15 protein-coding genes are annotated in these 21498 nt (G+C 71.2%); 13 read left to right on the forward strand and 2 right to left on the reverse strand.

Going from position 1 to position 21498, the window contains the following annotated elements:
• The first annotated feature begins 68 nt into the window (after positions 1 to 68).
• The 7 genes from ACTWQA_RS10020 (at position 69) to ACTWQA_RS10050 (ending at position 12420) form a co-directional block, all read left to right on the forward strand.
• Positions 69 to 2327, forward strand: coding sequence for an acyl-CoA dehydrogenase (locus tag ACTWQA_RS10020; protein ID WP_443158975.1), 2259 nt, complete (start codon positions 69 to 71; stop codon positions 2325 to 2327).
• A gap of 73 nt (positions 2328 to 2400) precedes the next feature.
• Positions 2401 to 3894 (forward strand): hypothetical protein, encoded by a 1494-nt coding sequence (locus ACTWQA_RS10025; RefSeq protein WP_443158976.1) that lies wholly within the window; start codon positions 2401 to 2403, stop codon positions 3892 to 3894.
• Positions 3895 to 4018: 124 nt separating this feature from the next.
• On the forward strand, positions 4019 to 4150 hold the full coding sequence (locus ACTWQA_RS10030) for a hypothetical protein (protein WP_260477562.1): 132 nt from the start codon (positions 4019 to 4021) through the stop codon (positions 4148 to 4150).
• Between the two features lie 86 nt (positions 4151 to 4236).
• The gene (locus ACTWQA_RS10035) at positions 4237 to 5451 is read left to right on the forward strand and encodes a glycosyltransferase family 4 protein (protein ID WP_443158977.1); all 1215 of its coding nucleotides are present in this window, start codon (positions 4237 to 4239) and stop codon (positions 5449 to 5451) included.
• A complete protein-coding gene (locus ACTWQA_RS10040) occupies positions 5448 to 9599 on the forward strand; it encodes an alpha-(1->3)-arabinofuranosyltransferase domain-containing protein (RefSeq protein WP_443158978.1) in 4152 nt (1383 codons plus the stop codon). Before ACTWQA_RS10035 ends, ACTWQA_RS10040 begins: the two co-directional genes overlap by 4 nt.
• On the forward strand, positions 9596 to 11446 hold the full coding sequence (locus ACTWQA_RS10045) for a hypothetical protein (RefSeq protein WP_443158979.1): 1851 nt from the start codon (positions 9596 to 9598) through the stop codon (positions 11444 to 11446). Before ACTWQA_RS10040 ends, ACTWQA_RS10045 begins: the two co-directional genes overlap by 4 nt.
• A 5-nt stretch (positions 11447 to 11451) precedes the next feature.
• Positions 11452 to 12420 (forward strand): DUF3068 domain-containing protein, encoded by a 969-nt coding sequence (locus ACTWQA_RS10050; protein WP_443158980.1) that lies wholly within the window; start codon positions 11452 to 11454, stop codon positions 12418 to 12420.
• Here ACTWQA_RS10050 and ACTWQA_RS10055 read toward each other — a convergent pair.
• Positions 12361 to 13101: a class I SAM-dependent methyltransferase gene (locus ACTWQA_RS10055; protein ID WP_443158981.1), complete on the reverse strand. Its 741-nt coding sequence runs from the start codon at positions 13099 to 13101 to the stop codon at positions 12361 to 12363. The two genes, ACTWQA_RS10050 and ACTWQA_RS10055, sit on opposite strands and share 60 nt — an antisense overlap.
• Positions 13102 to 13135: 34 nt before the next feature.
• On the opposite strand from ACTWQA_RS10055, the gene ACTWQA_RS10060 reads away from it, so the two are divergent.
• Positions 13136 to 15124 carry an ArnT family glycosyltransferase gene (locus ACTWQA_RS10060; RefSeq protein ID WP_443158982.1) on the forward strand — a complete coding sequence of 663 codons (1989 nt, stop codon included), beginning with the start codon at positions 13136 to 13138 and terminating at the stop codon, positions 15122 to 15124.
• Here the strand turns inward: ACTWQA_RS10060 and ACTWQA_RS10065 are convergent.
• A complete protein-coding gene (locus ACTWQA_RS10065; protein WP_443158983.1) occupies positions 15061 to 16314 on the reverse strand; it encodes an acyltransferase family protein in 1254 nt (417 codons plus the stop codon). The genes ACTWQA_RS10060 and ACTWQA_RS10065 overlap by 64 nt on opposite strands.
• A gap of 118 nt (positions 16315 to 16432) precedes the next feature.
• On the opposite strand from ACTWQA_RS10065, the gene ACTWQA_RS10070 reads away from it, so the two are divergent.
• The 5 genes from ACTWQA_RS10070 to ACTWQA_RS10090 all read left to right on the forward strand — a co-directional run bounded on the left by ACTWQA_RS10070 (position 16433) and on the right by ACTWQA_RS10090 (position 21478).
• Positions 16433 to 17353, forward strand: coding sequence for a DUF3068 domain-containing protein (locus ACTWQA_RS10070; protein WP_443158984.1), 921 nt, complete (start codon positions 16433 to 16435; stop codon positions 17351 to 17353).
• Positions 17350 to 18237 carry a decaprenyl-phosphate phosphoribosyltransferase gene (locus ACTWQA_RS10075; RefSeq protein WP_443158985.1) on the forward strand — a complete coding sequence of 296 codons (888 nt, stop codon included), beginning with the start codon at positions 17350 to 17352 and terminating at the stop codon, positions 18235 to 18237. Before ACTWQA_RS10070 ends, ACTWQA_RS10075 begins: the two co-directional genes overlap by 4 nt.
• A complete protein-coding gene (locus ACTWQA_RS10080) occupies positions 18234 to 19553 on the forward strand; it encodes an FAD-binding protein (protein WP_443158986.1) in 1320 nt (439 codons plus the stop codon). The genes ACTWQA_RS10075 and ACTWQA_RS10080 overlap by 4 nt, the downstream gene beginning before the upstream one ends.
• Entirely contained in the window at positions 19550 to 20287 is a 738-nt protein-coding gene (locus ACTWQA_RS10085) for an SDR family NAD(P)-dependent oxidoreductase (RefSeq protein WP_443158987.1), read from the forward strand. The genes ACTWQA_RS10080 and ACTWQA_RS10085 overlap by 4 nt, the downstream gene beginning before the upstream one ends.
• Positions 20288 to 20371: 84 nt before the next feature.
• Positions 20372 to 21478, forward strand: a complete 1107-nt coding sequence (locus ACTWQA_RS10090) for an NAD(P)H-dependent flavin oxidoreductase (protein WP_443158988.1) — start codon at positions 20372 to 20374, stop codon at positions 21476 to 21478.
• The last annotated feature ends 20 nt before the right edge of the window (positions 21479 to 21498 follow it).

The raw sequence follows: 21498 nt of genomic DNA on the forward strand, positions 1-21498 counted from the left end.
CGGGGAGTCAGAAGCATCCTCTAGAATATGGTTCTGGGCATGACTCGGACCTGGCTGGAGGATGAGCAATGGCGATCGGGTTGAGCGAGGAGCATGAGGCGCTCCGCGAGTCGGTGAGCGGCTGGGCCGAGCGGAACATCCCCTCGGAGCTCGCGCGCGCCGGTTCGGACGGGCGTCCGCCGTTCTGGGCCGGCCTCGCCGAGCAGGGGCTGCTCGGCCTGCACGTGCCCGAGGAATACGGCGGCTCCGGCTATGGGCTGCTGGAGACGGCGGTGGCCGTCGAAGCCCTGGCCGAGCGCGTGGCCCCCGGCCCCTACGTGCCGACCGTGCTGGCCAGCGCCGTGATCAACGCGTCGAAGCGCCCCGAGCACCTCGAATCCTTCGCCGACGGCACCCGCACCGGCGCCGTCGCGCTGGCCGGGGACTTGCACGGCACCCTTGCCGAGGACGGCTCCCTCGTCGTCTCCGGCACGGCCGAGCCCGTGCTCGGCGGCTCGCTCGCCGACGCGCTGGTGTTGCCGGTCGCCACGGCCGAGGGCGAGGAATGGATCCTCATCGACGCCTCCTCCGCCACGGTCACCGAGATCAAGTCCCTCGACCTGACCAGGCCGGTGGCCAAGGTCGAGCTGTCGAAGGTGGTCGTGCCCGCCGAGGGCATCCTGGGCGGCGTCCAGGCCTCCGACGTACGCAACCTCGCCGCGATCCTGCTCGGCGCCGAGGCCACGGGCCTGGCCTCCTGGTGCCTGTCCGCCGCGGCGGACTACGCGAAGGTCCGTGTGCAGTTCGGTCGCCCGATCGGGCAGTTCCAGGGCATCAAGCACAAGCTCTCCCGCATGCTGGTCGCGCTGGAGCAGGCGCGAGCCACCGTCTGGGACGCCACCCGCGCCGCGGAGCGGCGAGCCGGGCCGGAGAGCGGTAGGGCGTTCAGCCCGTGGCCAGCGGAGGCCCGAGGGAGCGCGACCATCAACACAGGTAAGGAGCTGGACTACGCTGCCGCCATCGCCGGCGTGATGGCCCCCGACGCCGCGGTCCAGTGCGCGAAGGACGCTATCCAGACGTTCGGCGGCATCGGCTACACCTTCGAGCACGACGTGCACCTCTACTACCGCCGCGCGCTCACCCTGCGCGCCCTGCTCGGCTCGTCGGCCGAGTGGGCCGCCACGGTGGCCTCGCTGGCGCTCCAGGGCGTCTCCCGCGACATGGAGATCGACCTGCCGGAGGACGCGGAAGAGCTGCGCGAAGGCATCCGCGCCGAGATCGCGGAGATCGCCCGGCTCGAGGGCAAGGAGCAGAAGCGGGCGCTGGCCGCGCGCGGCTTCGTCATGCCCCACCTGCCCAAGCCGTGGGGCCGCGACGCCAAGCCGCTGGAGCAGGTGCTGATCGCGCAAGAGCTCAAGGCCGCCAAGGTCCGCACACCCGCACTGATCATCGGCGCGTGGGTGGTGCCGTCCATCGCCGTGTACGGCACCCCCGAGCAGCAGGAGCGTTTCCTGCCCAAGACGCTCAGCGGTGAGATGATCTGGTGCCAGCTGTTCTCCGAGCCCGGCGCGGGGTCCGACCTGGCCTCGCTGCAGATGAAGGCCGAGAAGGTCGAGGGCGGCTGGAAGCTCACCGGGCAGAAGATCTGGACCTCGGTCGCCCACGTGGCCGAGTGGGGCATCTGCATCGCCCGTAACTCCAGCGAGGGCACCAAGCACGAGGGCATCACCTACTTCCTGGTCGACATGAAGGCCCCCGGCGTCACCGTCAGGCCGCTGACCGAGATGACCGGCGAGAACCTGTTCAACGAAGTCTTCCTCGACGACGTCTTCGTCTCCGACGACCTGGTCGTGGGTGAGGTCGGCGAGGGCTGGAAGGTCGCCCGCAACACGCTGTCCAACGAGCGGGTCTCGCTGTCGTCCGGCTCGGGTGGCACCGGCGCGTCCGTGCCCGACCTGCTCGGCCTCATCGGGCGGCTCGGCCGCGAGCTGACGCCGGCCGAGGCGCAGACGGTGGCGGCGGTCGTCTGCGAGGGCCACTCGATCAACGCGCTCTCGCTGCGGGTCACGCTCAAGCAGCTCGCGGGGAACGAGCCGGGCGCGGACGCCTCCGTACGCAAGCTGCTGTCCACCTCCCACGCCCAGCACGTCTCCGAGACGGCCGTGGAGTTGCTGGGCGCCGCCGCCACGACGGCGGCCGACGCCAGGCTCGGCGACGCCGGCTACTGGACCCGGGCGGTGCTGGCCACCAGGGCCATGACGATCTACGGCGGCACCACGGAGGTGCAGCTCAACATCATCGGCGAGCGGATGCTCGGCCTGCCCAGGGACCCCGAGCCCGGCAAGTAACGCATGTGACGCTGCGGCGGCTACGCTCCCCTGTGCCTGGAATGTCCGGGAGCAGGGGAGAGGCGGTGCTTCGATGGAGGTCGAGCGCCCCCTGCGTGTGCGGCTGATGCCCGCGCTCCTGGGCATGGTGCTGGCGGCGCTGGCGCTGGGGCCCGCCTTGGGCTGGGGACTGGTGCTCCGCTACGACCTGTTGTTCGTGCCCGATCCGCCGCTGTTGCCGGACAGCGGCGGCTTCCCTCGTGCCGTGCCCAGCGATCTGGTGGTGGCGCTGCTGTCCCACGTGCTCCCCGTGGAGATCGTGCAGAAGGGCGTGCTGGTCGCGATTTTCGTGCTGGCCGCGACCGGCGCGGCGGCGCTGGTGCCGCCGGAGCGCAGGCTGGCGCGGCTGGTCGCGGCCGCCTGCTACGCGTGGAACATCTATCTCGCCCAGCGGCTCATGCTCGGCCAGTGGGCGCTGCTCCTCGGCGTGGCCGGCCTGCCGTGGGCGGTGCGGGCCGTGGGCATGCACTGGACGCGCCTCGCCCTGGCGCTGCTCCCCGCGGCGATCGGCGGGTTCCAGGCCATGCTGGTCTCGGCGCTCACCCTGATGCCGATCGCCGTCACGCGCCGCGCAGTGCCGGTGGTCGCCGCGATCCTGATCGTGTTCAGCCTGCCCTGGGCGATTCCCGCGATGGCCTCGGGTGCGGTGACGGACCCGGCGGGGGTCGACGCGTTCGCGGCGCGCGCCGACGGGCCCTTCGGCGTCGTGGGCAGCCTGCTCTCCCTGGGCGGCATCTGGAGCGCCGACGCCGGGCTGCCCGGCCAGGAGTCGTGGTGGCTCGCCACCGCGCGCCTGCTCCTGGTCGCGGTGGGCGTCTTCGGCTACGGACGGCTCCGCGCCGCCCCGGACCGGCCGGCGTGGTGGGGCGGGCTGGCCGTGGCCGCGGCGGCCGGGCTCTGCCTGGCGGCGCTGGGGGCGTTCACGGCCGGCCGCGAGGCGCTCAAGTGGCTCATCGCCCTCTGGCCGGGATTCGGGCCGCTGCGCGACGGCCAGGTCTATCTGGCGCCCCTCGCCCTCCTGGTCGCGGTCGGCCTGGCCGCGGCCTTGAAGGAGGGAGCGCCCGCGCTGGTCGGGATCGTGGCGCCGGTGCTGGTGCTGCCCACGCTCGCGTTCGGGGGGTTCGGGCGGCTGGCGGCGGTCACGTACCCGCCGGAGTGGACGGCCGTGCAGCGGATCGTCAACGCCGACCCCGTCCCCGGAGCGCTGCTGTCGCTGCCCTGGGGCGCGCACCGTGCCTTCGCCTGGAACGGCGGCCGGATCGTGCTGGACCCGGCCACGAAGCTCTTCGAGCGCCGGGTCGTCTGGGACGACTCGCTGTACGTCGGGCTGCCGGACGGCGTCCGGCTGCGGGTGCGCGGCGAGGACCCGCTCAACCGGCACGCAGGCGAGCTCCTGGCCGCCGGTGATCACGCTCGGCTGCCCGTCAGGTACGTCCTGGCGCCGGCAAGTCAGAACGGGTTCCTGCTTGAGGTGGCCGGCTTCAAGACCATTTTCCGCGGCCAAGAGCTCCACTTGCTGCGGCGTTGACCCGGCGTTTCGTGATATACCAGAGAGTAACTTGCTTTATCACGGTTTGACCAATCTTATGGATTCAAGCCGGAACACGTTCTAGTCTCGGCACACTGCGCCACCGATCGGAAGGAGTGCTCTGTTGTTGCGACTTCTCGTGGCCTTGGCCATCGGAGCTCTGCTGGCGGTCGGTGCTTCCGTTGCCGTGGTCAATGTGGCGTCACCTTCGCTGACCCCGCCGAACCAGCCGCTCTACAACTACGGCACCAGGTGACCCTCCCCGCTTGACGGGGCCATACCAGCTCAGCAGCACGGAGTGTGGCTCCGCCATGCCCGCATGCCAGCTGACGAGGAGTGACGGTGGTCTTTACCGGTGAGCAGCGGGCCGAGGCGGCAGGCCTGGCAGCGCTGACCTCTTCCTCGGGGGACGAGCAGCCGCTCGCGGGGGTCCGCGTCGCCATGCTGAATTTTCGCGAGCCCCGGCAGTCGACCGCCGGCGGCGCAGAGGAGTACGCCTGGCAGGTCAGCCGGTTCCTGCTGGCTCAAGGAGCCTCGGTCGTCTTCGTGACCGGCCGCCAGCGGGGGCAGCGCCCCGGCGAGGCACTGGAAGGCATCCAGGTGCGGAGGATGGGCAATCCCTATCTGGTCTACCTGCTGGTGCCGCTCTGGCTGCTGTTCCACCGGCGCTCGGTCGACATCGTGATCGACACGATGAACGGCATCCCCTTCTTCTCACCGCTCGTGGTACGCCGCCGCACCCCCGTGCTCTGCCTCGTGCACCACGTCCACGACCGGCAGTTCCACGCCTTCCTCCCACAGTGGCTGGCCAGGATCGGCTGCTTCATCGAAGGGCCCGTCGCCCGGCTGCTCTACCGTAACTGCCTGACGATCACGGTCTCGGAGTCGTCCAAGCAGGAGCTGGTCAAGAGGCTGCGCTGGCTCGCGGCGATCGCCATCGTGCCCAACGGCTGTGCCGCGCCCGAGAGCGGGCCGCCAGAGTCCGGCCATGGCGACCCCGCGATCGTGTACGCCGGGCGCCTGGTCGGGCACAAGCGCATCGAGCGGGTCGTGGACCTGGCCGCCGATTTGCACGCCGCCTGGCCGCGGCTGACCGTGCACGTCATCGGGCGCGGACCCGAGCAGGGCCCGCTGGCCAGGCAGGTCGCGGACAAGGGGCTGTGCGGGCGGGTCGTGTTGCACGGATTCCTGTCAGAGGAACGCAAGAATGCGCTGCTCGCCGCCGCGCGGCTCAATGTGACGGCCTCGGAGTTCGAGGGCTGGGGGCTGACCGTGATCGAAGCCGCCGCGCTCGGGGTGCCGACGGTGGCCTACGACGTGGCGGGGCTGCGCGACTCCGTACGCCACGGCGTCACCGGATGGCTCGTGCGTGAGGGGGAGACCCTGCCGGACGTCGTCGAACGCGCGCTCAAGGAGTTGTCGGACCCGGCCCGCCGGACAGAGGTGGCCGACGCCTGCCGCGCATGGGCGCGGGAATTTACGTGGGCTCGAACGGGGGCTAGCATAACCGGACTTATCCTGGCAAAACTCCAAGATTGCGGCGGAGCCTATCAGTGACCCAAGCCTCGCCTGGACTCCGGGGGGAGCTCGCGGAGTCCACCGCCGAGAGCTACGAGACACGGATCAGACACAGGCTGCGATTGCTCGCATCCTGCCTCCTGCTCGGCGCCATCGCGTTCAACACCTCAGCCGAGAAGATCATCCCCGAGACCAAGCTCGACATGGCGGTCAACCCGCTGGGCTTCCTCGGCCGGGCCCTGCACCTCTGGGACGGCGCCTACTTCGGCCACCTGCAGAACCAGGCCTACGGCTACCTCTTTCCGATGGGCCCGTTCTACGCGCTCGGCCTCGAACTCGGCATGGAGGCCTGGACGGTCCAGCGGTTGTGGATGTCGCTGGTGTTGTGCACCGCGTTCCTCGGCGTGGTCCAGCTGGCCCGCGCGTTCGGCATCGGCGGCCCGCTCACCCGCGTGCTCGCCGGCTTCGTGTACGCGCTCGCGCCGCACGCCCAGGCGCTCATCGGCATCAACTCCTCGGAGTTCCTGCCCAGCGCCGTCCTGCCGTGGATTGTTCTCCCCCTGGTCAAAGGGGCCAGGCGGGAGTTGTCACCGCGCCGGGCGGCCGCGTTGTCCGCGCTCGCCTTCCTCTCCTGCGGCGGAGTCAACGCCGTGGCCGAGGCCGCCGTCCTCGTCGTCCCGCTGTTGTACCTGCTCACCAGGCGCGGCGGGCTGGAGAAGTGGCGGCTGACCGCATGGTGGCTGGCGCTCATCGCCTTGGCGTCGATGTGGTGGGCCGCCCCGCTGCTGACGCTGGGCGGCTACATCTTCTCCTTCCTGCCCTTCATCGAGACGGCCAGCGCGACGACCGGCGTCACGTCGCTGGTCAACGCGCTGCGCGGGACGTCGAGCTGGCTCAGCTTCCTGACGGTGGACGGGCAGACCTGGCTGCCCGACGCCAACCAGCAGTCCACGGTTCCGTGGCTGATCGTGATCACCGCGGCCGTGGCGGCGCTCGGCTTCGCCGGCCTCACCCTCCGCAGGCTGCCCGAGCGGCCCTTTCTCCTGATCAGCCTGCTGTGCGGCGTCGCCGTCATCACGACGGGCCACCCGGGCACGCCCCACCACGAGCTCATGGTCGAGTTGCTGGACGGCCCGCTCGCCGTCTTCCGCAACCTGCACAAGTTCGACGCTCTGGTCAGGTTGCCTGTGGCGCTCGGCGTCGCCGGGCTGCTGTCCCTGGTCCGGCTGCGCTGGCGCACGCCGCTGACCGTCGCCGCTGCCGGGCTGATGGGGTTGTCGACCCTGCCCATCCTGTACGCGGGGCTCGCGCCGGCCGGCGGCTTCACCGCGATCCCCGACTACTGGAAGCAGACCGTCTCCTGGCTGGGGCGCAACGCCGGAGACGGGATGGTCCTGGCCGTGCCCGGCGCCAAACGTGGTGAGTACCTCTGGGGGCGGCCCCTGGACGAGCCGCTGCAGGCGCTCTCGCAGGGTCGCTGGGCCACGCACACCATCGTGCCGTGGGGGTCGGCCGGCATCTCGCGGCTCATGGCCGCCATTGACGAGCGCCTGTCCACCGGCAAGGGATCGGCGGGGCTCACGGCCACGCTGCGCCGCATGGGAGTGACGTACCTGGTGGTGCGCAACGACCTGGACCGCGCCACCATCGGCACGGCCTGGCCGATCCGCGTGCACCAGGCACTCGAGGACTCGCCCGGTATCTCGCTCGCCGCCCAGATGGGGCCCGGCGTCGGCATCGGCCAGTACGGCAAGGCGGCCGCCTGGGTGGACCAGCCCTATCACGCGGTCGAGATCTACAAGGTGGCGGACGCCGCGCCGCTCGTCGGCACCGTCGAGGCCACCCGCCCGCTCCGCGTGGGAGGCGCCCCCGAGGCCCTGCTCGACCTGGCCGAGCAGGGCCTCCTGGACGATGACCGCCCGGTCCTGCTCAACGACGACCAGGGCCAGGTCGAGGTGCCCGCCGGCGACACGGTGCTGACCGACACCCTGCGCCGCCGCGAGCTCTCCTACCCCGACCTGCGCCGCAACGCCAGCGCCACGCTCACCGCCGACGAGCCGTTCCGCGGCGACCTGCCGTCGAACGACATCCTCGATCCCGGATGGGAGAAATACCTGGCCACGGCGACGCTCACCGGGATCGCGAAGGTCACGGCGTCCAGCTCCGAGGCCGATGTCACGGCGTCCCCACGCTCCAGGGAGCCCGGCCGTCAGCCCTTCGCCGCCCTCGACGGCGACCGGCGGACCAGTTGGCGGTCCACGGGCTGGAACGGCGCGGTCGGCGAGTGGCTGGAGGTCACCTTCACCCAGCCTCTGACGGTCGCCACGATCAAGGTGACCTTCGAGAACGCGCCCATCGGCCCCCCGCCCAGTGAAGTGGTGGTGGAGACCGACACCGGCTCGCTGCGCCAGCGGGTACGCGCCACCGCGGACCCGCAGGAGCTGGTGGTGCCGAGTGGCCCGATCAGCCGCTTGCGCGTGAAGGTCACCGCCACCGGCTACGAGCCGCAGAGCAGGCTCGGCGGCCGCGTCGGGATCACCGAGCTGACCATCCCCGGCGTCCAGGCCGGACGGTCGATCACCGTGCCCGACCCGGGCGCAGGCTCGGGCGAGCCGGTCTCGGTCGCGGTCAGCAGGACCGGTGACGTCCCCGGATGCGTCAAGGGCTCCGTCGCCTGGAGCTGCGCCAAGGGCCACGAGGTCCTCGGCGACGACGGCAACGGCTTCGACCGTTCGTTCACCGTCAGGAAGGACGGCTCGTACGCCGTCTCCGGCCGTGCGGTGCTCACCGAGCGCACCGCCATCGAGCGGCTCAGCACGCTGCCCGGCGACGCCATAAAGGTGCAGGCGTCCTCGACCGCGGTCGAGCACGGCGCTGCCGCCGGCCGTTGGGCGTTCGACGGGGACCCGAAGACCGCCTGGTTCGCCGATCCGCTCGACCCGCGGCCCACGCTGAGCGTCGAGTTGGCCCGCAGGACGCGGCTGTCGCAGATCCGCGTCGTCACACCCGACTCCTACCTCGGCGCCCCGCCCATCCGGGTGACGATCCGGGCCGAGGGCGGGGTGCGGCAGAGCTGGGTGGGTAAGGACGGCCTCATCCGTTTCCCCGCCATGGAGGCCCAGAAGGTCAAGCTGGAGTTCGGCGCGTCCGGCGGCCGCTCCATCGAGATCAGCGACATCGCCTTCCCCGGGGTGCGCCCGCTCGGTGCGCTGACCGGCTTCCCGCTCAGGATGCCCTGCGGGTTCGGCCCGACGCTCATCATTGACGGCGACGCCGTGCACACCGAGGTCGTCGATGGCACGCTCAACGACGTGGTCATCGGAAAACCCATCACGTTCAGGAGTTGCGAGCCGCAGCGGCTCGCTGCCGGTCAGTCCCGCATGTCCGTACGCCCTGGAGAGTCCTACCGCATCGAGTCCGCCATCGTCAGCCCCCAGCCGGGCGTCCGCGCCGCCGCCCTGGACATGAACCCCGTGGACATGAACGACGTCGCCGTGCAGTCGTGGGACGCCGCCGAGCGCGTGGTCAAGGTCGGCGTCACCGTCGACTCCTACTTGGTCGTCAACGAGAACTTCAACGCCGGGTGGCGGGCCAAGCTGGGAGCGGTCGAGTTGAAACCCGTCCGGCTCGACGGCTGGCGGCAGGCGTGGTTCCTGCCCGAGTACACCGTGGGCACCGTCACGCTCACCTACGAGCCCGACGGTGCCTACCGGGCCGGGCTGGCCGCGGGCGGCGCCCTGGCGCTGCTGGTGGCGCTCCTCGCCCTGGCGAGAACGGGCCTGCCCCCGCGGCACCTGGCGCCGATCCGGCCCGCTCGCCTGCGCCCGGCCCATGTCCTGCCCTTCACCGTCGCCCTGGGGTTCTGGGTCGGCGGACCGGCCGGCGCGGGCGTCGTCGGCGTGGTCTATGCGCTCGGAACCCGGTTGCGCCCGCTGCGCGAGGCCGAGCACGGGCGCCTGCGGACCCGTGGGCGCCTCCTGCTGGGCCCGCCGGCCGGTGTCGCCCTCTACCTGTCCGCCGCGGTGCTGGTCGCCGCGGGTGTGGGCGGTCTGTGGCCGCAGCTGCTCTGCCTACCTCTGCTGGCGCAGCTGCTCGCCGAGGTCCCCGCCAGGCGGGCGCCGGCCAAGCGGATCGAGATCCCCGTACCCGTCGCCGCGGGCGGCCCGACCATGACGAGCGTGTCATGACCGAGACCACCAAGCCGCGCACCGGGTTCGCCCTCACCATCCCGGGGCCGATGGCCCGCAGCGCCGGGGCGGCGTCCCGGTGGGCGCGGCGACACGGCGTCCTGCTGGCCGCTCTCGTGCTCATCGCCGCGGCCCTGGCCTGGAAGACGGCCATCGTCCAGAGCTCCTACTTCAAGGAGGACGACTTCGAGTTCGTGGCCAGGGCGATGGAGAACGATCTCTCCTTCGACTACCTGACCCGGATCCACTTCGGCCAGTTCATGCCGGGCGGTTTCCTGCTGGCCTGGCTCACGTCCAGGCTGGAGCCCTTCGGCTGGGGGTACGCGGCCGGCGGGATCCTGGTGCTGCACGCCTGTGCCGCCCTCGCCGTCCTGCGGATGCTCCGCGTCGTGTTCGGCGAGCGGCCGGCGATCCTCGCGCCGCTCCTGGTCTTCCTCGTCGCGCCGATCACCGTGCCGGCGCTCGTGTGGTGGGCGGCGGCGCTCAACACCGTCTTCCTGCAGATCGCCCTGCCCATGGCGATCGCCTCGCACTGGCTGCACCTGCGTACCGGGCGGCTCCGGCACGCCGTGGCCGCGGCGTTGTGGGTGCTGTTCGGGCTGCTCGGCTTCGTCAAGGGGTTCGCTCTGCCGCTGGTGCTGCTCGCGCTGACGGTGATCTATCACGGCGGTCTGCGCGCCGCGCTACGCAAGTACGTGGTCGCCTGGTCGATGTACCTGCTCGTGCTGGTGGGTTTCGGGGCTCTCTACGTGTATCGGGCGCTCTCGTCGCCCAACACCGGAGCACTGCCGATCTTCGACCAGGCCGCGGGATTCCTGTGGGAGCTGCTCGGCAAGACCTTCGCCACCACCGTGCTCGGCGGCCCGTGGCGGTGGTTCGCGGGTGGCGACTGGGGAGTGGCCTCGCCGCCGCTGCCGGTGGTGATCGCCTCCCTCGTCACCCTCGTGGCCCTGGTGGCGGTCACCGCGTACTACCGCAGGCGGGCGGGTCTGGCCTGGGCGCTGTTGCTCGGGTACGTCCTCGTGGCCGACGCCCTGCCGGTGTTGTGGGGCCGGGTTCACCTGCTCGGCTCGTTCGCCGGCACGGACACGCGGTACGTCGCCGACGCCGTACCGCTGATCGCGCTGGTCGTCGGGCTCGTGCTGCTGCCGCTTCCCGGTGAGGCGGAGCCGTACCGGAGGATGCTGCCCGGCAGGGAACGGGTGAGCGGGATCTGCGGGGCGGCGCTCGGCCTGTTCGTGGGCGCGTCGCTGGTCACGGTCACGCTCTTCACCGGCTACCTGGGCGCGGACCGGCGCTACCACTACATCGAGAACGCACGGGCCGACCTGGTCAAGGCGGCGCCCGGCACCGTGATCTACGACCGGCTCGTGCCGTCCGACGTGCAGCCGGCGGGCTACAAGACCTACAGCCTGACCTCCAGGGTGCTGGGGGCCATGGCCACGCCTCAGCTCCGGGCCATGATGCAGGCGCCGCCCGCGGCGCTCGGCGGCATGGTCTTCGACGACCAGGGCCACCTGCGGCCCGTGGACGTCCAGGGCATCCCGCTCGCCCCCACGACGCGGGACCGGTGCTGGCCGGTCACCAACGGAACCGTGCAGGTGCCGCTGGACAATCGCGTCAGCCGCCTGGAGGGCACCCTGGTCAAGCTCGGGTACGCCGCCCGCGCGGACACGAAGATCACGTTCTGGATGGGCGAGCGCGCCGTTGACGTGCAACTGCGCTCCGGCCTGGGCAAGGTGTTCATGCTCGCCCAGCCGGGCGCCGACCGCATCGTCGTGCACGACATGCCGCCAGGCGTCTGCATCGGCGACGTGACGCCGGGACAGGCGGTGCCGCGACCGTGAACGTCATGAGCCGCAGGAACCTCGCGCTGGTGCTGGCCGGCGTGGGCGCCTTCCTGCTGACGCTCATCCCCCTGACCCGCCTGTATGTGTACGGCCAGCTGCTCAAGGCGCCGCTGGAGCAGCAGAGCATGACCAGGTCGGTGGCGGAGTCTGCGACCTACCTGGACCCGGCCACGATGCGGCCGGCGGCGGGGGAGCTGGTGCAGACCCGGTGGCTGATCGGTGATGTGCTGGCCGGTGACGACGACCGCGCGGTGTGGGGCGAGTCGATCTCCATGGCCACGCGGGACGGCGAGCGGCTGGACTACCACGAGCGGCGCCTTGCCTTCGACCGCCGCACCGGCGCCATTGTCAACTGCTGCGCCGAATACCTGGACGAGGACACCTCGATCGAGCAGTCGGGACAGGCGTTCCGCTGGCCCTTCAACGCCCAGCGCCGCGACTACACGCTGTTCGACCTGCGGCTGCGCCAGCCGGTCACGGCCGCGTTCGACGGGGTGGAGCGGGTGCGCGGCGTCGAGACCTACCGCTACGTCCAGCGCACACCGCGCCGGCTCCTCCCCGGCGAGACCGCGCCGCTGCCGCGCCACCTTCTGGGGCTGCCGGGCAAGGGCGACGTCGGGCTGGGCCGGTACGCCGAGATCCGCCGCACGTACTGGGTGGAGCCGGTCAGCGGCCAGCCGATCAAGACACTGGACGAGGTGAAGGAGACGCTGGTCACGGCCGACGGGCGGGGCCGGCTGACCGCGCTGGAAGCGGCGTTCCGCACCGCCGAGACCGACGTCGTGGCGGCGCTGAACACCGCGGCCGCCTACCGCCGCTGGATCCTGCTGCTGGGAACGGTCGCGCCGGTGGGCGGCGGCGCGCTCGGCGCCGGCTGTGTGGTGACCGCCATCTGGCTCATGCGGCGGCGCTCACCTGCGGCGCAGGACGAGGAGCAGGTTCCAGGTGACCAGCTCGCGGATGCCAGGTAGGTGGACGACATGCCGGGCCCAGCGGGGATGGTAGCGAGGGATCGCATCAAGGATCTCCGCGTCGCGGCACCGGCGGGCCCAGGCCAGCGGCTTGGCCACCCCGATGGCGTACATGCTCTCGCCGTAGACGTTCTTGGGCGGCTTGCCGTGCCTGCGCGCGTACCGCCGGGCGGCGTAGTGGCCGCCCAGGTAGTGCCAGGGAGAGGTCTCGTGGCCGCCCCACGGCCCGAGCCAGACGGTGTACGACAGGTAGACGATCCCGCCGGGACGGGTGACCCTGACCATCTCGTCCGCCATCCTGAGCGGGTCGGGGACGTGCTCAAGCACGTTCGACGAGAAGCACACATCCACCGAGCCCGTGGCGAGGGGCAGGTCCAGGGCGCTGCCCAGGATCGAGTCCCGCGGCGGCACCCCGTCGCGCAGGCGCATCTCCCCGGCGTCGCAGTCCACGCACAGAGGCCGGGCGCCGACGGCACGCAGCGCGTCGGCGAAGTAACCGGGGCCGCCCCCCACGTCGGCCACCGTGGCGTCGGCCAGATCCGTGTAGGTCGCCAGCTGGGCGACCGTGTCACTGGCCAGGGTGCCGTAGAAGAAATCCGGATCGCTCTGCTCCAGGCGGAAGGCACGCAGCAACCGGACGGATCTGCCGAGATCCGCTCGGAACGGTTCGGGGGTGTCCACGGCGCGGAGCTTACTGCAGCGGAAGGAAATGACGATGTCCGAGCACGTCAAACGCTCCGACACGGAAACGACGCAGACCGAGGACGTCGAGCGGTCGGAAGCGGGCACGACGCCGGCTGAGGAGGTCGAGCGCTCCGGCACGGAAGCGACGCCGGCTGAGGACGTCGAGCGCTCCGAAACCGAAACGACGCCGCCTGACGACGCCAGACGCCCTGAGCCGGTGCAGATCACGTTGCCCGCGATCCGCACCGGGCCCGTCATGGGTGTCGGCCTGCTGCTCATCCTGGTCTCGCTGGTCTTCAAGGCCGGCGTATTCAGCAAGGCGTACTTCGTCGAGGACGACTTCCTCTTCGTGGCCGGCGCCAGTGACAGCGGGCTGACCTGGGAGTACCTGACCCGGGTGCACAAGGGCCATCTGATGCCCGGCGCGCTGGCCCTGGTGTGGGTGCTCACGTCGGTGGCACCGTACACCTGGGTGTTGGTCTCGTTCGTCACCCTCGCGCTCCAGGCGGCGGCCTCGATCGTGTTCCTCGTGTTGTTGCGGCGGCTGTTCGGGGACCGCGCGGTCGTGCTCGCCGCGCTGACCGTCTACGTCTTCGCCCCGCTCACCGTGCCCGCGATGAGCTGGTGGTCGGCCGCGCTCAACGCGGTGCCGCTGCAACTCGCGCTGATCGCCGCGCTGGCCTCGCACATCAGATACCTCCGCGAGGGCAAGGGCCGCTGGCACGCCCTCATCTGGACCGCCGTCGGGATGGCCTTCTCCACGAAGGGAGTGTTCATCCCCTTCGTGGTGCTCGGGATCACCAGCGCCTACCTGGGCAAGGGGTTGTGGGCTCGCGCGCTGCTGACGGAGCTGCGCAGGCCCGTCTGGTGGGCGCACGGCCTGCTGCTGGCCGGGTACGGCGTGCTGTACTGGCTGCGCGGTGACAGCGCCGGCTCCGACGGGCTGACCGGCCCGAAGGCCGAGATCGTCCCCGGGCTGCTGCGCCGGTTGCTGGGGGAGACCTTCCCCACGGGCGCGGTCGGTGGCCCACTGCGCTGGGGCGGGCTCACCGCCACCGGAGGGCTGGCCGACCCGGCCCAGGCCACCGTGATCGGCTCATGGGCCGTGATCGTGTTACTCGTCGTGGTCACGTGCGTTTATCGCAGGCGGGCGTGGCGGGCGTGGGCGATTCTGGCCGCCTACGTCGTCGTGGCCGACGCGGTGCCCACCGTGATCGCGCGGGCCACCGCGTGGGACCTGGTGGGCGCGGAGACCAGGTACGTCGCCGACGCCGCGGTGCTGGTCGCCCTGTGCCTGGCGCTGGCCTGGCAGCCGGTCGAGGGCGAGCCCGACGACACCCGCCGCAGGCCGGTTCCTGGCACGCTGTCGCTGGCCGCGGGCGGGCTGACCGTCGCCTTCGTGGCCGTGTCGCTGGTCTCGATCAACGCCTTCGGCGACACGCTCAGCGGGGACAAGGTCAGGCGCTACCTGGACAACGCGCGGGCCTCGCTGGCCACCGCCGCGCCGGACGCCGACATCTACGCGCGTCCCGTGCCGCCGGAGATCGTCCTACCCTGGAACGGGCCGCGCCGCCTGACGTCCTACGTGCTCGCGCCGCTGGCCGACCCCGAGATCAGAGAGCGCATGCGCGAGCCGCAGCCGTCGGCCGAGCCGTACGTCTTCGACGCCACGGGCAAGCTCGTCCTCGTGGGCCGGGTGGCGCCCTTCTTCGACGCGGTCAAGGGCAGGAAGTGTTACCCGGCGGCCCGGGTCTTCCCCGTCGAGTCCTTGGGCGGTCCCGGCATGGTGGTGGCCATGGCGTACGTCAGTCCCCAGCCGGTGCAGGTCGTGGTGGACCTCGGCGGCACCCAGCGGGCGGCCACGCTGCCCGCGACCGGCGCCATGGGAGCGCTGTTCTACGTCCCGCACGACGGGGCGGGCAGGGGCATGCGGATCAGTGCGGCCGGCGGCCAGGGTCAGGCGTTCTGCCTGAGGGCGGTGGCCTTCGGCGAGCCGGGACCGGCCCCTCCGGCGCTCTGAGGGATGAAGCGGATCAGCCGCCTTGCGGGCTCCTCCACGTAGCGGTAGGTGAGCCCGGAGAGCGCGACCGTGATGGCGCCGACGGCGGCCAGGTTGAGTAGCAGGTTGCCGGACCACGGCTCTTGGCCGGTGAAGTCGTACCAGAGGTAGATGACCACGAACTGCCACAGGAAGACGCCGTAGGAGATCCGGCCGAGATAGCTCATGACACGCCCGCCGAGCAGCGCGCGCACCGGCGTGGCGCGCTCCGGCTCCAGGGCCGCGGGCGCGACGAGACAGAAGGCGATGACCGTGTAGAGGGCCTGCTCGTAGAACGCGGTCCAGATGCCGCCCAGACCGACGAAGCGCGGCCCGGTCACCGGGGTGGCGGCGATCAGGTACGCCAGCCCCGCGATGAGCCACAACGTGCCCCACGAGGAGGCCAGGGCCGCGCACAGGCGGCGGATGCGGCCGTCATCCGCCCGGGCCCAGACGGTCAGTACTGCCAGCGCCATGCCCGGCACGAAGAACGTCCACGAGCGCGGCAGCCACACGTTCATCCACGGCCGGTACTCGGGGAAATACTCGAAGATCGTGTACACGTAGGAGACGGCGGCCATGGCCACCAGCCCGATCAGCAGGCGCCTGGCCCTGGCGCCCAGGTCCGGTCCCGCCCGCAGCGCGAACCCCCGCAACGCGGCCGCTACCAGCGGGAGCGTGAGGTAGAACGTCAGCTCGACCGCCAGGCTCCACATCTGCCCGAGCCCCTTGGGCCCGAGGCCGAACCACCACGGGTTCGTGTCGTAGATATGCACCAGGAACAACATGTTCCCCCACGTCCACGGATCCGACCGGTGGACCTCGCCCCACAGCAGCAGGGCCACGGCCACCACCAGCCAGTAGGCGGGGATGATGCGCAGGAAACGCCTCCACAGGTAGCGGCGCTTGCTGGGAGCCGGGTCTCCGATCAGGACCTCGGCGGCCCAAGCGCGGTAGAGCAGCAGGCCGGACAGCGTGAAGAAGATCGGCACGCCGATCTCGCCCCTGGACAACACGCCACCCAGGAAACCCGGTTCCAGCGCCGTGCCCGCCTCCATCGCCACGTGGAAGACCAGGACGGCGAACGCGGCCACCGCACGTATGCCATCGAGAGACGCCTGGTGTCCGGAGACCGCGGGCACCCCCGCCGATGTAGAACCTGTTTCGGTCACGTTTCCGCATCCCTGGTGACGTCGGTCACTCACCGCAATAACATACCGGCGAGTAGGAACTAGTTTCAGTTACTTAATCACCCAGACAGGCGTCCGTGCACCTGCACATGGAGGGTCGATGAACCGGGTCGTCGTAGGCAGCGTCCTCATCGCCGTCGGGGCATTCCTCATCGTTCTGGCTCCGCTGATGCGCCTCCAGGTGGCGCCCGCGCTCATGGCCGCCGCGGGCGACCACTACGGGATCACCAAGCTCCAGGCGACCGGCGCGCAGTACTTCAGCATCCCCGACGGCAAGGTGCTCACCGCCGACCTCGACATCATCGTCACCACCCGTGGTGACGTGAAGGAGGCGTCCGGCGACCGGGTCGTGTGGGACGAGTTCACCGCCGTGAACGACGTCACCAACGGCAAGCCCGGCATCAACTTCACCGAGCGGCGCAGCGCTTTCGACAAGCGCTCCGGCGTCGGGCTCAACTGCTGCGGCGTCAGCATCGACAAGGCTCCGGTGCAGTTGCAGGGCCAGATCTACAAGTTCCCGTTCGACGTGGAGAAGAAGACCCACCTGGTCTTCAACTCCAGCGCGGGCAAGGCGTTCGAGGCCAAGTTCGTCGGCGAGGAGCAGGTCAACGGCCTGAACACCTACAAGTTCGAGCAGGTCGTCCCCGAGACCCAGACCGAGACCCTGAACGTGCCCGCCGCCTTGTTCGGCATGGGCGAGTCCGGTGACGTGCAGCTCAACCGCGTCTACTCCGGCACGGTCACCTACTGGATCGAGCCCACCACCGGCGCCCCCGTCCGTCAGGAGCAGCAGCGCAACGAGGTGCTCAAGAGCCAGGACGGCATCGAGCGCTCCAAGGCCTTCGTGGCCACGGCCAAGATGACCGACGAGACCGTCAACGAACTCGTCACCAGCGCACGCGAAGGCAAGAGCCAGATCAACCTGATCAGGACCACCTTGCCGATTGTGCTCGCGGTGGTCGGTATCGTGCTGTTCGTGGGAGGCGTTTTCCTGACCGTGCGCGGCCGCAGGACCTCATGAGCCAAGGCGTGGTGTCGCGGCCCCGCACGGCCGCGCCCGCGCTCGCGTTACTCAGAGCGGCCAGGCCGCGCCAATGGGTGAAGAACGTGCTGGTCCTGGCCGCGCCCACGGCCGCCGGGGTGCTGGGCGAGCCGGGCAGCCTGCTCGCGACGTTATTGGTCTTCGTCGCGTTCTGCCTGGCGGCGAGCGGCGCCTACCTGCTCAACGACGCCGCCGACGTGGAGGCCGACCGGCTGCACCCGCGTAAGCGGCACCGGCCGATCGCGGCGGGTGCGGTGTCCGTGCGGACGGCCCGGGTGACCGGCGTCGCCCTGCTGATCCTGGCGCCCGCGGTGGCCGCGCTCACCGGGAGCTGGCAGTCGCCGGCCGTGGTGGCCGGCTACGTGGCGCTGACGCTGTCGTACACGGTGTGGCTCAAGCACCAGGAGGTCGTGGACCTGATCGCGGTCGCCGGGTGCCACGTGATCAGGGCCTACGCCGGGGCCGTGGCGGTGGACGTGCCGGTGACCGGATGGTTCCTGGTGGTCATCTCGCTGGCGGCCCTGCAACTGGTGGTGGGCAAGCGCGAGGCGGAGCTGCGGACCCAGGGCGTGACGGGGACCCGCGCGACGCTGGCCGCCTACTCTCCCGCCTACCTGGCCCAGGTCCGGATCATGTGCTCGGGCGCGATGATCGTGACGTACTGCCTGTGGGCGCTCAACGCGCACGCGGACCTCTTCTACGGGCTCAGCATCATCCCGTTCCTCCTGCTCGTGCTCAGGCATAATCTGCTGGTGGACCGGGGGAGGGGCGAGGAGCCCGAGGAGCTGGCGGCCCGTGACCGGCCGACCCTGCTGTTCGCCGCCGGGCTGATCGTGCTGGTGGCCTTGGGGATCTACACATGACGACGTTCCTGACCGGCTGGGGGCGTACGGCGCCCACGCCGGCCACGCTCGCGCGGCCCCGTTCCGTCGAGCACCTGAGCGAGCTGGTGGCCTCGGCGCCACGGCGGGGCGCGGTGGCGCGCGGCCTGGGGAGGTCGTACGGCGACGCCGCACAGAACGCCGGCGGCCTCGTCCTCGACTGCACCGGCCTGGATGCGTGGACCTTTGACGAGGCGGCAGGCCTGGTGACCGCCTCCGGCGGGGTCAGCCTGCACGACCTGATGACGGCACTCGTCCCCCGGGGCTGGTTCGTCCCGGTCAGCCCGGGCACCCGGCACGTCACCGTCGGCGGTGCCATAGCGGCCGACGTGCACGGCAAGAACCACCACCGCGACTCCTCCTTCGGCACGCACGTCCGCTCGCTCACCCTGGTGACCGCCGGCGGGACGGTCCGCACGCTGCGCCCCGGCGATCCGCTCTTCTGGGCCACCGTCGGCGGCATGGGGCTGACCGGGGTGATCGCCGAGGCCACGTTCGCCTGCGTGCCCGTCGAGACCGCCCTCATGCGGGTGGACGTGCAGCGGACCGGCGACCTGGACGAGACGCTGGCGACCATGGCGGCCACCGACGACCGCTACCGCTACACGGTGGCCTGGATCGACCTGCTCGCCCGCGGCCGTGCGATGGGGCGCAGCGTGCTCACCAGGGGCGATCACCTGCCACGTGCCGAAGGGAAGGAGTCGCCGGCCTTCGCGCCGGGCGCGCTGCTGCGGGCGCCCGTATGGGTGCCCGGCGGGCTGCTCAACAGGCTGAGCGTGCGCGCGTTCAACGAGGTCTGGTATCGCAAGGCGCCGCGGCGCCGGACCATCGTGCAGGGCATCGCGCCGTTCTTCCACCCGCTCGACTTCGTCGAGGACTGGAACCGGGTCTACGGCTCGCGAGGCTTCGTCCAGTACCAGTTCGTGGTGCCCTTCGGCGCGGAGGACACCCTGCGCGACATCGTCGGGTCGTTGTCGGCGCACGGCACCGTGTCGTTCCTCACCGTGCTCAAGAGGTTCGGGCCGGAGTCGGGCGGGCTGCTGTCCTTCCCCATGCCAGGCTGGACTCTGGCCCTGGACATCCCCGTCGGGCAGCGCGGCCTCGCCGGCCTGCTCCGCGGCTTCGACCGGCAGGTCGCCGAGGCCGGCGGACGGGTCTACCTGGCCAAGGACTCGAGGCTGCGCGCTGACATGATGGCGGCGATGTATCCCGAGCTGGAGCAGTGGCGGGGGATCAGGGACGAGGCCGATCCCGCCGGGCTGTTCCGCTCCGACCTGGCCAGGAGGCTCCGGCTGTGAAGAACGCTCTCGGCGCCGTCGACACCGTGCTGCTGCTCGGCGGACGCAGCGAGATCGGCCTGGAGATCGTCCGGCTGCTGGTGGCCCAGGGCGCGAGCCGGGTGGTGCTGGCCGTGCGCGGCGAGTTCGTCCCGCCCGCGCTGGGCGCGGAGGTCCATGTCCTGCCGTTCGACGCGCTGGACGTCCACGGGCACGGCGCCGTCTTCGACAAGGCGGTGGAGCTGGTCGGCGATCTCGACGTGGTGATCTCGGGTTTCGGTGTGCTGGGGAGCCAGGCGGACTACGACGCCGACCCGGCGGCCGCCGCCCGGGACGTGGCGGTCAACTACGGCGCCCACGTGTCGGTGGGGCTGCACGCGGCCAGGGTGCTGCGCGAGCAGGGACACGGCACGCTGGTGATGTTGTCGTCCGTGGCGGGCGCGCGGGTCCGCAAGGCCAACTTCGTGTACGGCTCGGCCAAGGCCGGGCTCGACGGGTTCGCTCAAGGGCTGGGCGACGCCCTGCACGGGTCGGGCGCCCGGGTGCTGATCGTGCGGCCGGGCTTCGTGATCGGCCGGATGACGAAAGGGCTCACCCCTGCCCCGCTGTCCTCCACACCCCGGCAGGTGGCCTCGGCCACGGTGCGGGCGCTGCGTGAGGGCACGTCCTCCGTCTGGGTGCCGCGCGCGCTCGGGCCGATCTTCGTGGTCATGCGGCTGCTGCCCCGCGCTCTGTGGCGCAGGATGCCGCGTTAGAACCCGTTCCATCTGACGAACCGACCAAAGGTTCTAGAGTAGAACGCGTTGCAGTTTGGTGGGTGCGCGACTTATCGTCGGCTCATGCGGACACGTGTCACGGACATGTTCGGAATCGAGCTCCCGATCTTCGCCTTCAGCCACTGCAGGGATGTCGTGGCCGCCGTCAGCCGCGCGGGCGGTATAGGGGTGCTCGGGGCTCTCTACTTCACGCCTGAAGAGCTCGAGATGGAGCTCAAATGGATCGACGATCACGTGGACGGCAAGCCGTACGGCGTGGACGTCGTCATGCCCGCCTCCTACGAGGGTGCCGAGTTCGCGCCCGAGGAGCTGGTGGGCCGCCTGCAGTCGATGATCCCCGACGGGCACCGCTCGTTCGTCGAGAACCTCCTGGCCAAGCACGGCGTGCCGCCCCTGTCCTCGGACGCCGACGCCGGCAAGGTCCTGCTGGGCTGGACGGACGCCACCGCCCGCCCGCAGGTCGAGGTGGCCCTGCGCCACCCGATCGCGCTCCTGGCCAACGCGCTCGGCCCGCCTCCCGCCGACGTCGTGGACCTGGCCCACGCGCACGGGGTGAAGGTCGCCGCCCTCGCCTCCACGCCCCGCCACGCGCTCAAGCAGGTCGAGGTCGGGGTGGACGTGGTGGTCGCCCAGGGCACGGAGGCCGGCGGTCACACCGGTGAGATCTCCACGATGGTCCTGATCCCTCAGGTGGTGGACGCTGTGGACGTCCCCGTCCTGGCCGCCGGCGGGATCGGCAACGGCCGCCAGATGGCGGCGGGGATGGCGCTGGGCGCGGAGGGCGTCTGGACGGGCTCGTTGTGGCTCACGGTCGAGGAGGCCGACACCCCGGAGATGGCCAAGCGCCGCATCCTGGAGGCCACCTCCCGGGACACCGTCCGCTCGCGCAGCTGGACCGGCAAACCGGCGCGGCTGCTCAAGAACGAGTGGACGGAGGCGTGGGAGTCGGAGGAGTCGCCGGGGACGCTGCCGATGCCGCTGCAGTTCATGCTGGTCTCGGACGCGCTGCGGCGCATCGGCCGCTCGGACGCCAGCGAGCTGGCGACCTTCCCCGCCGGGCAGATCATCGGGGTGATGAACCAGGTCCGCTCCACGAAGGACGTGGTGTTCGGGCTGGTGGAGGAGTACGGCGAGGCTCTCGACCGGCTGTCCCGCATCACTGAGGACTGAGCGCGACGGTCTCCGGCCGG

The sequence above is a fragment of the Nonomuraea sp. 10N515B genome, from assembly GCF_052245915.1.
In the GTDB taxonomy this organism is placed as follows: Bacteria; Actinomycetota; Actinomycetes; order Streptosporangiales; family Streptosporangiaceae; genus Nonomuraea.

Bases quoted from the DNA above. Each gene is read 5' to 3' on its own strand.
- ACTWQA_RS10075 (WP_443158985.1), top strand. From the start codon at position 17,350: ATGAGCCAAGGCGTGGTGTCGCGGCCCCGCACGGCCGCGCCCGCGCTC.
- ACTWQA_RS10020 (WP_443158975.1), top strand. From the start codon at position 69: ATGGCGATCGGGTTGAGCGAGGAGCATGAGGCGCTCCGCGAGTCGGTG.
- ACTWQA_RS10070 (WP_443158984.1), top strand. From the start codon at position 16,433: ATGAACCGGGTCGTCGTAGGCAGCGTCCTCATCGCCGTCGGGGCATTC.
- ACTWQA_RS10080 (WP_443158986.1), top strand. From the start codon at position 18,234: ATGACGACGTTCCTGACCGGCTGGGGGCGTACGGCGCCCACGCCGGCC.
- ACTWQA_RS10050 (WP_443158980.1), top strand. From the start codon at position 11,452: ATGAGCCGCAGGAACCTCGCGCTGGTGCTGGCCGGCGTGGGCGCCTTC.
- ACTWQA_RS10025 (WP_443158976.1), top strand. From the start codon at position 2,401: ATGGAGGTCGAGCGCCCCCTGCGTGTGCGGCTGATGCCCGCGCTCCTG.
- ACTWQA_RS10060 (WP_443158982.1), top strand. From the start codon at position 13,136: ATGTCCGAGCACGTCAAACGCTCCGACACGGAAACGACGCAGACCGAG.
- ACTWQA_RS10045 (WP_443158979.1), top strand. From the start codon at position 9,596: ATGACCGAGACCACCAAGCCGCGCACCGGGTTCGCCCTCACCATCCCG.
- ACTWQA_RS10090 (WP_443158988.1), top strand. From the start codon at position 20,372: ATGCGGACACGTGTCACGGACATGTTCGGAATCGAGCTCCCGATCTTC.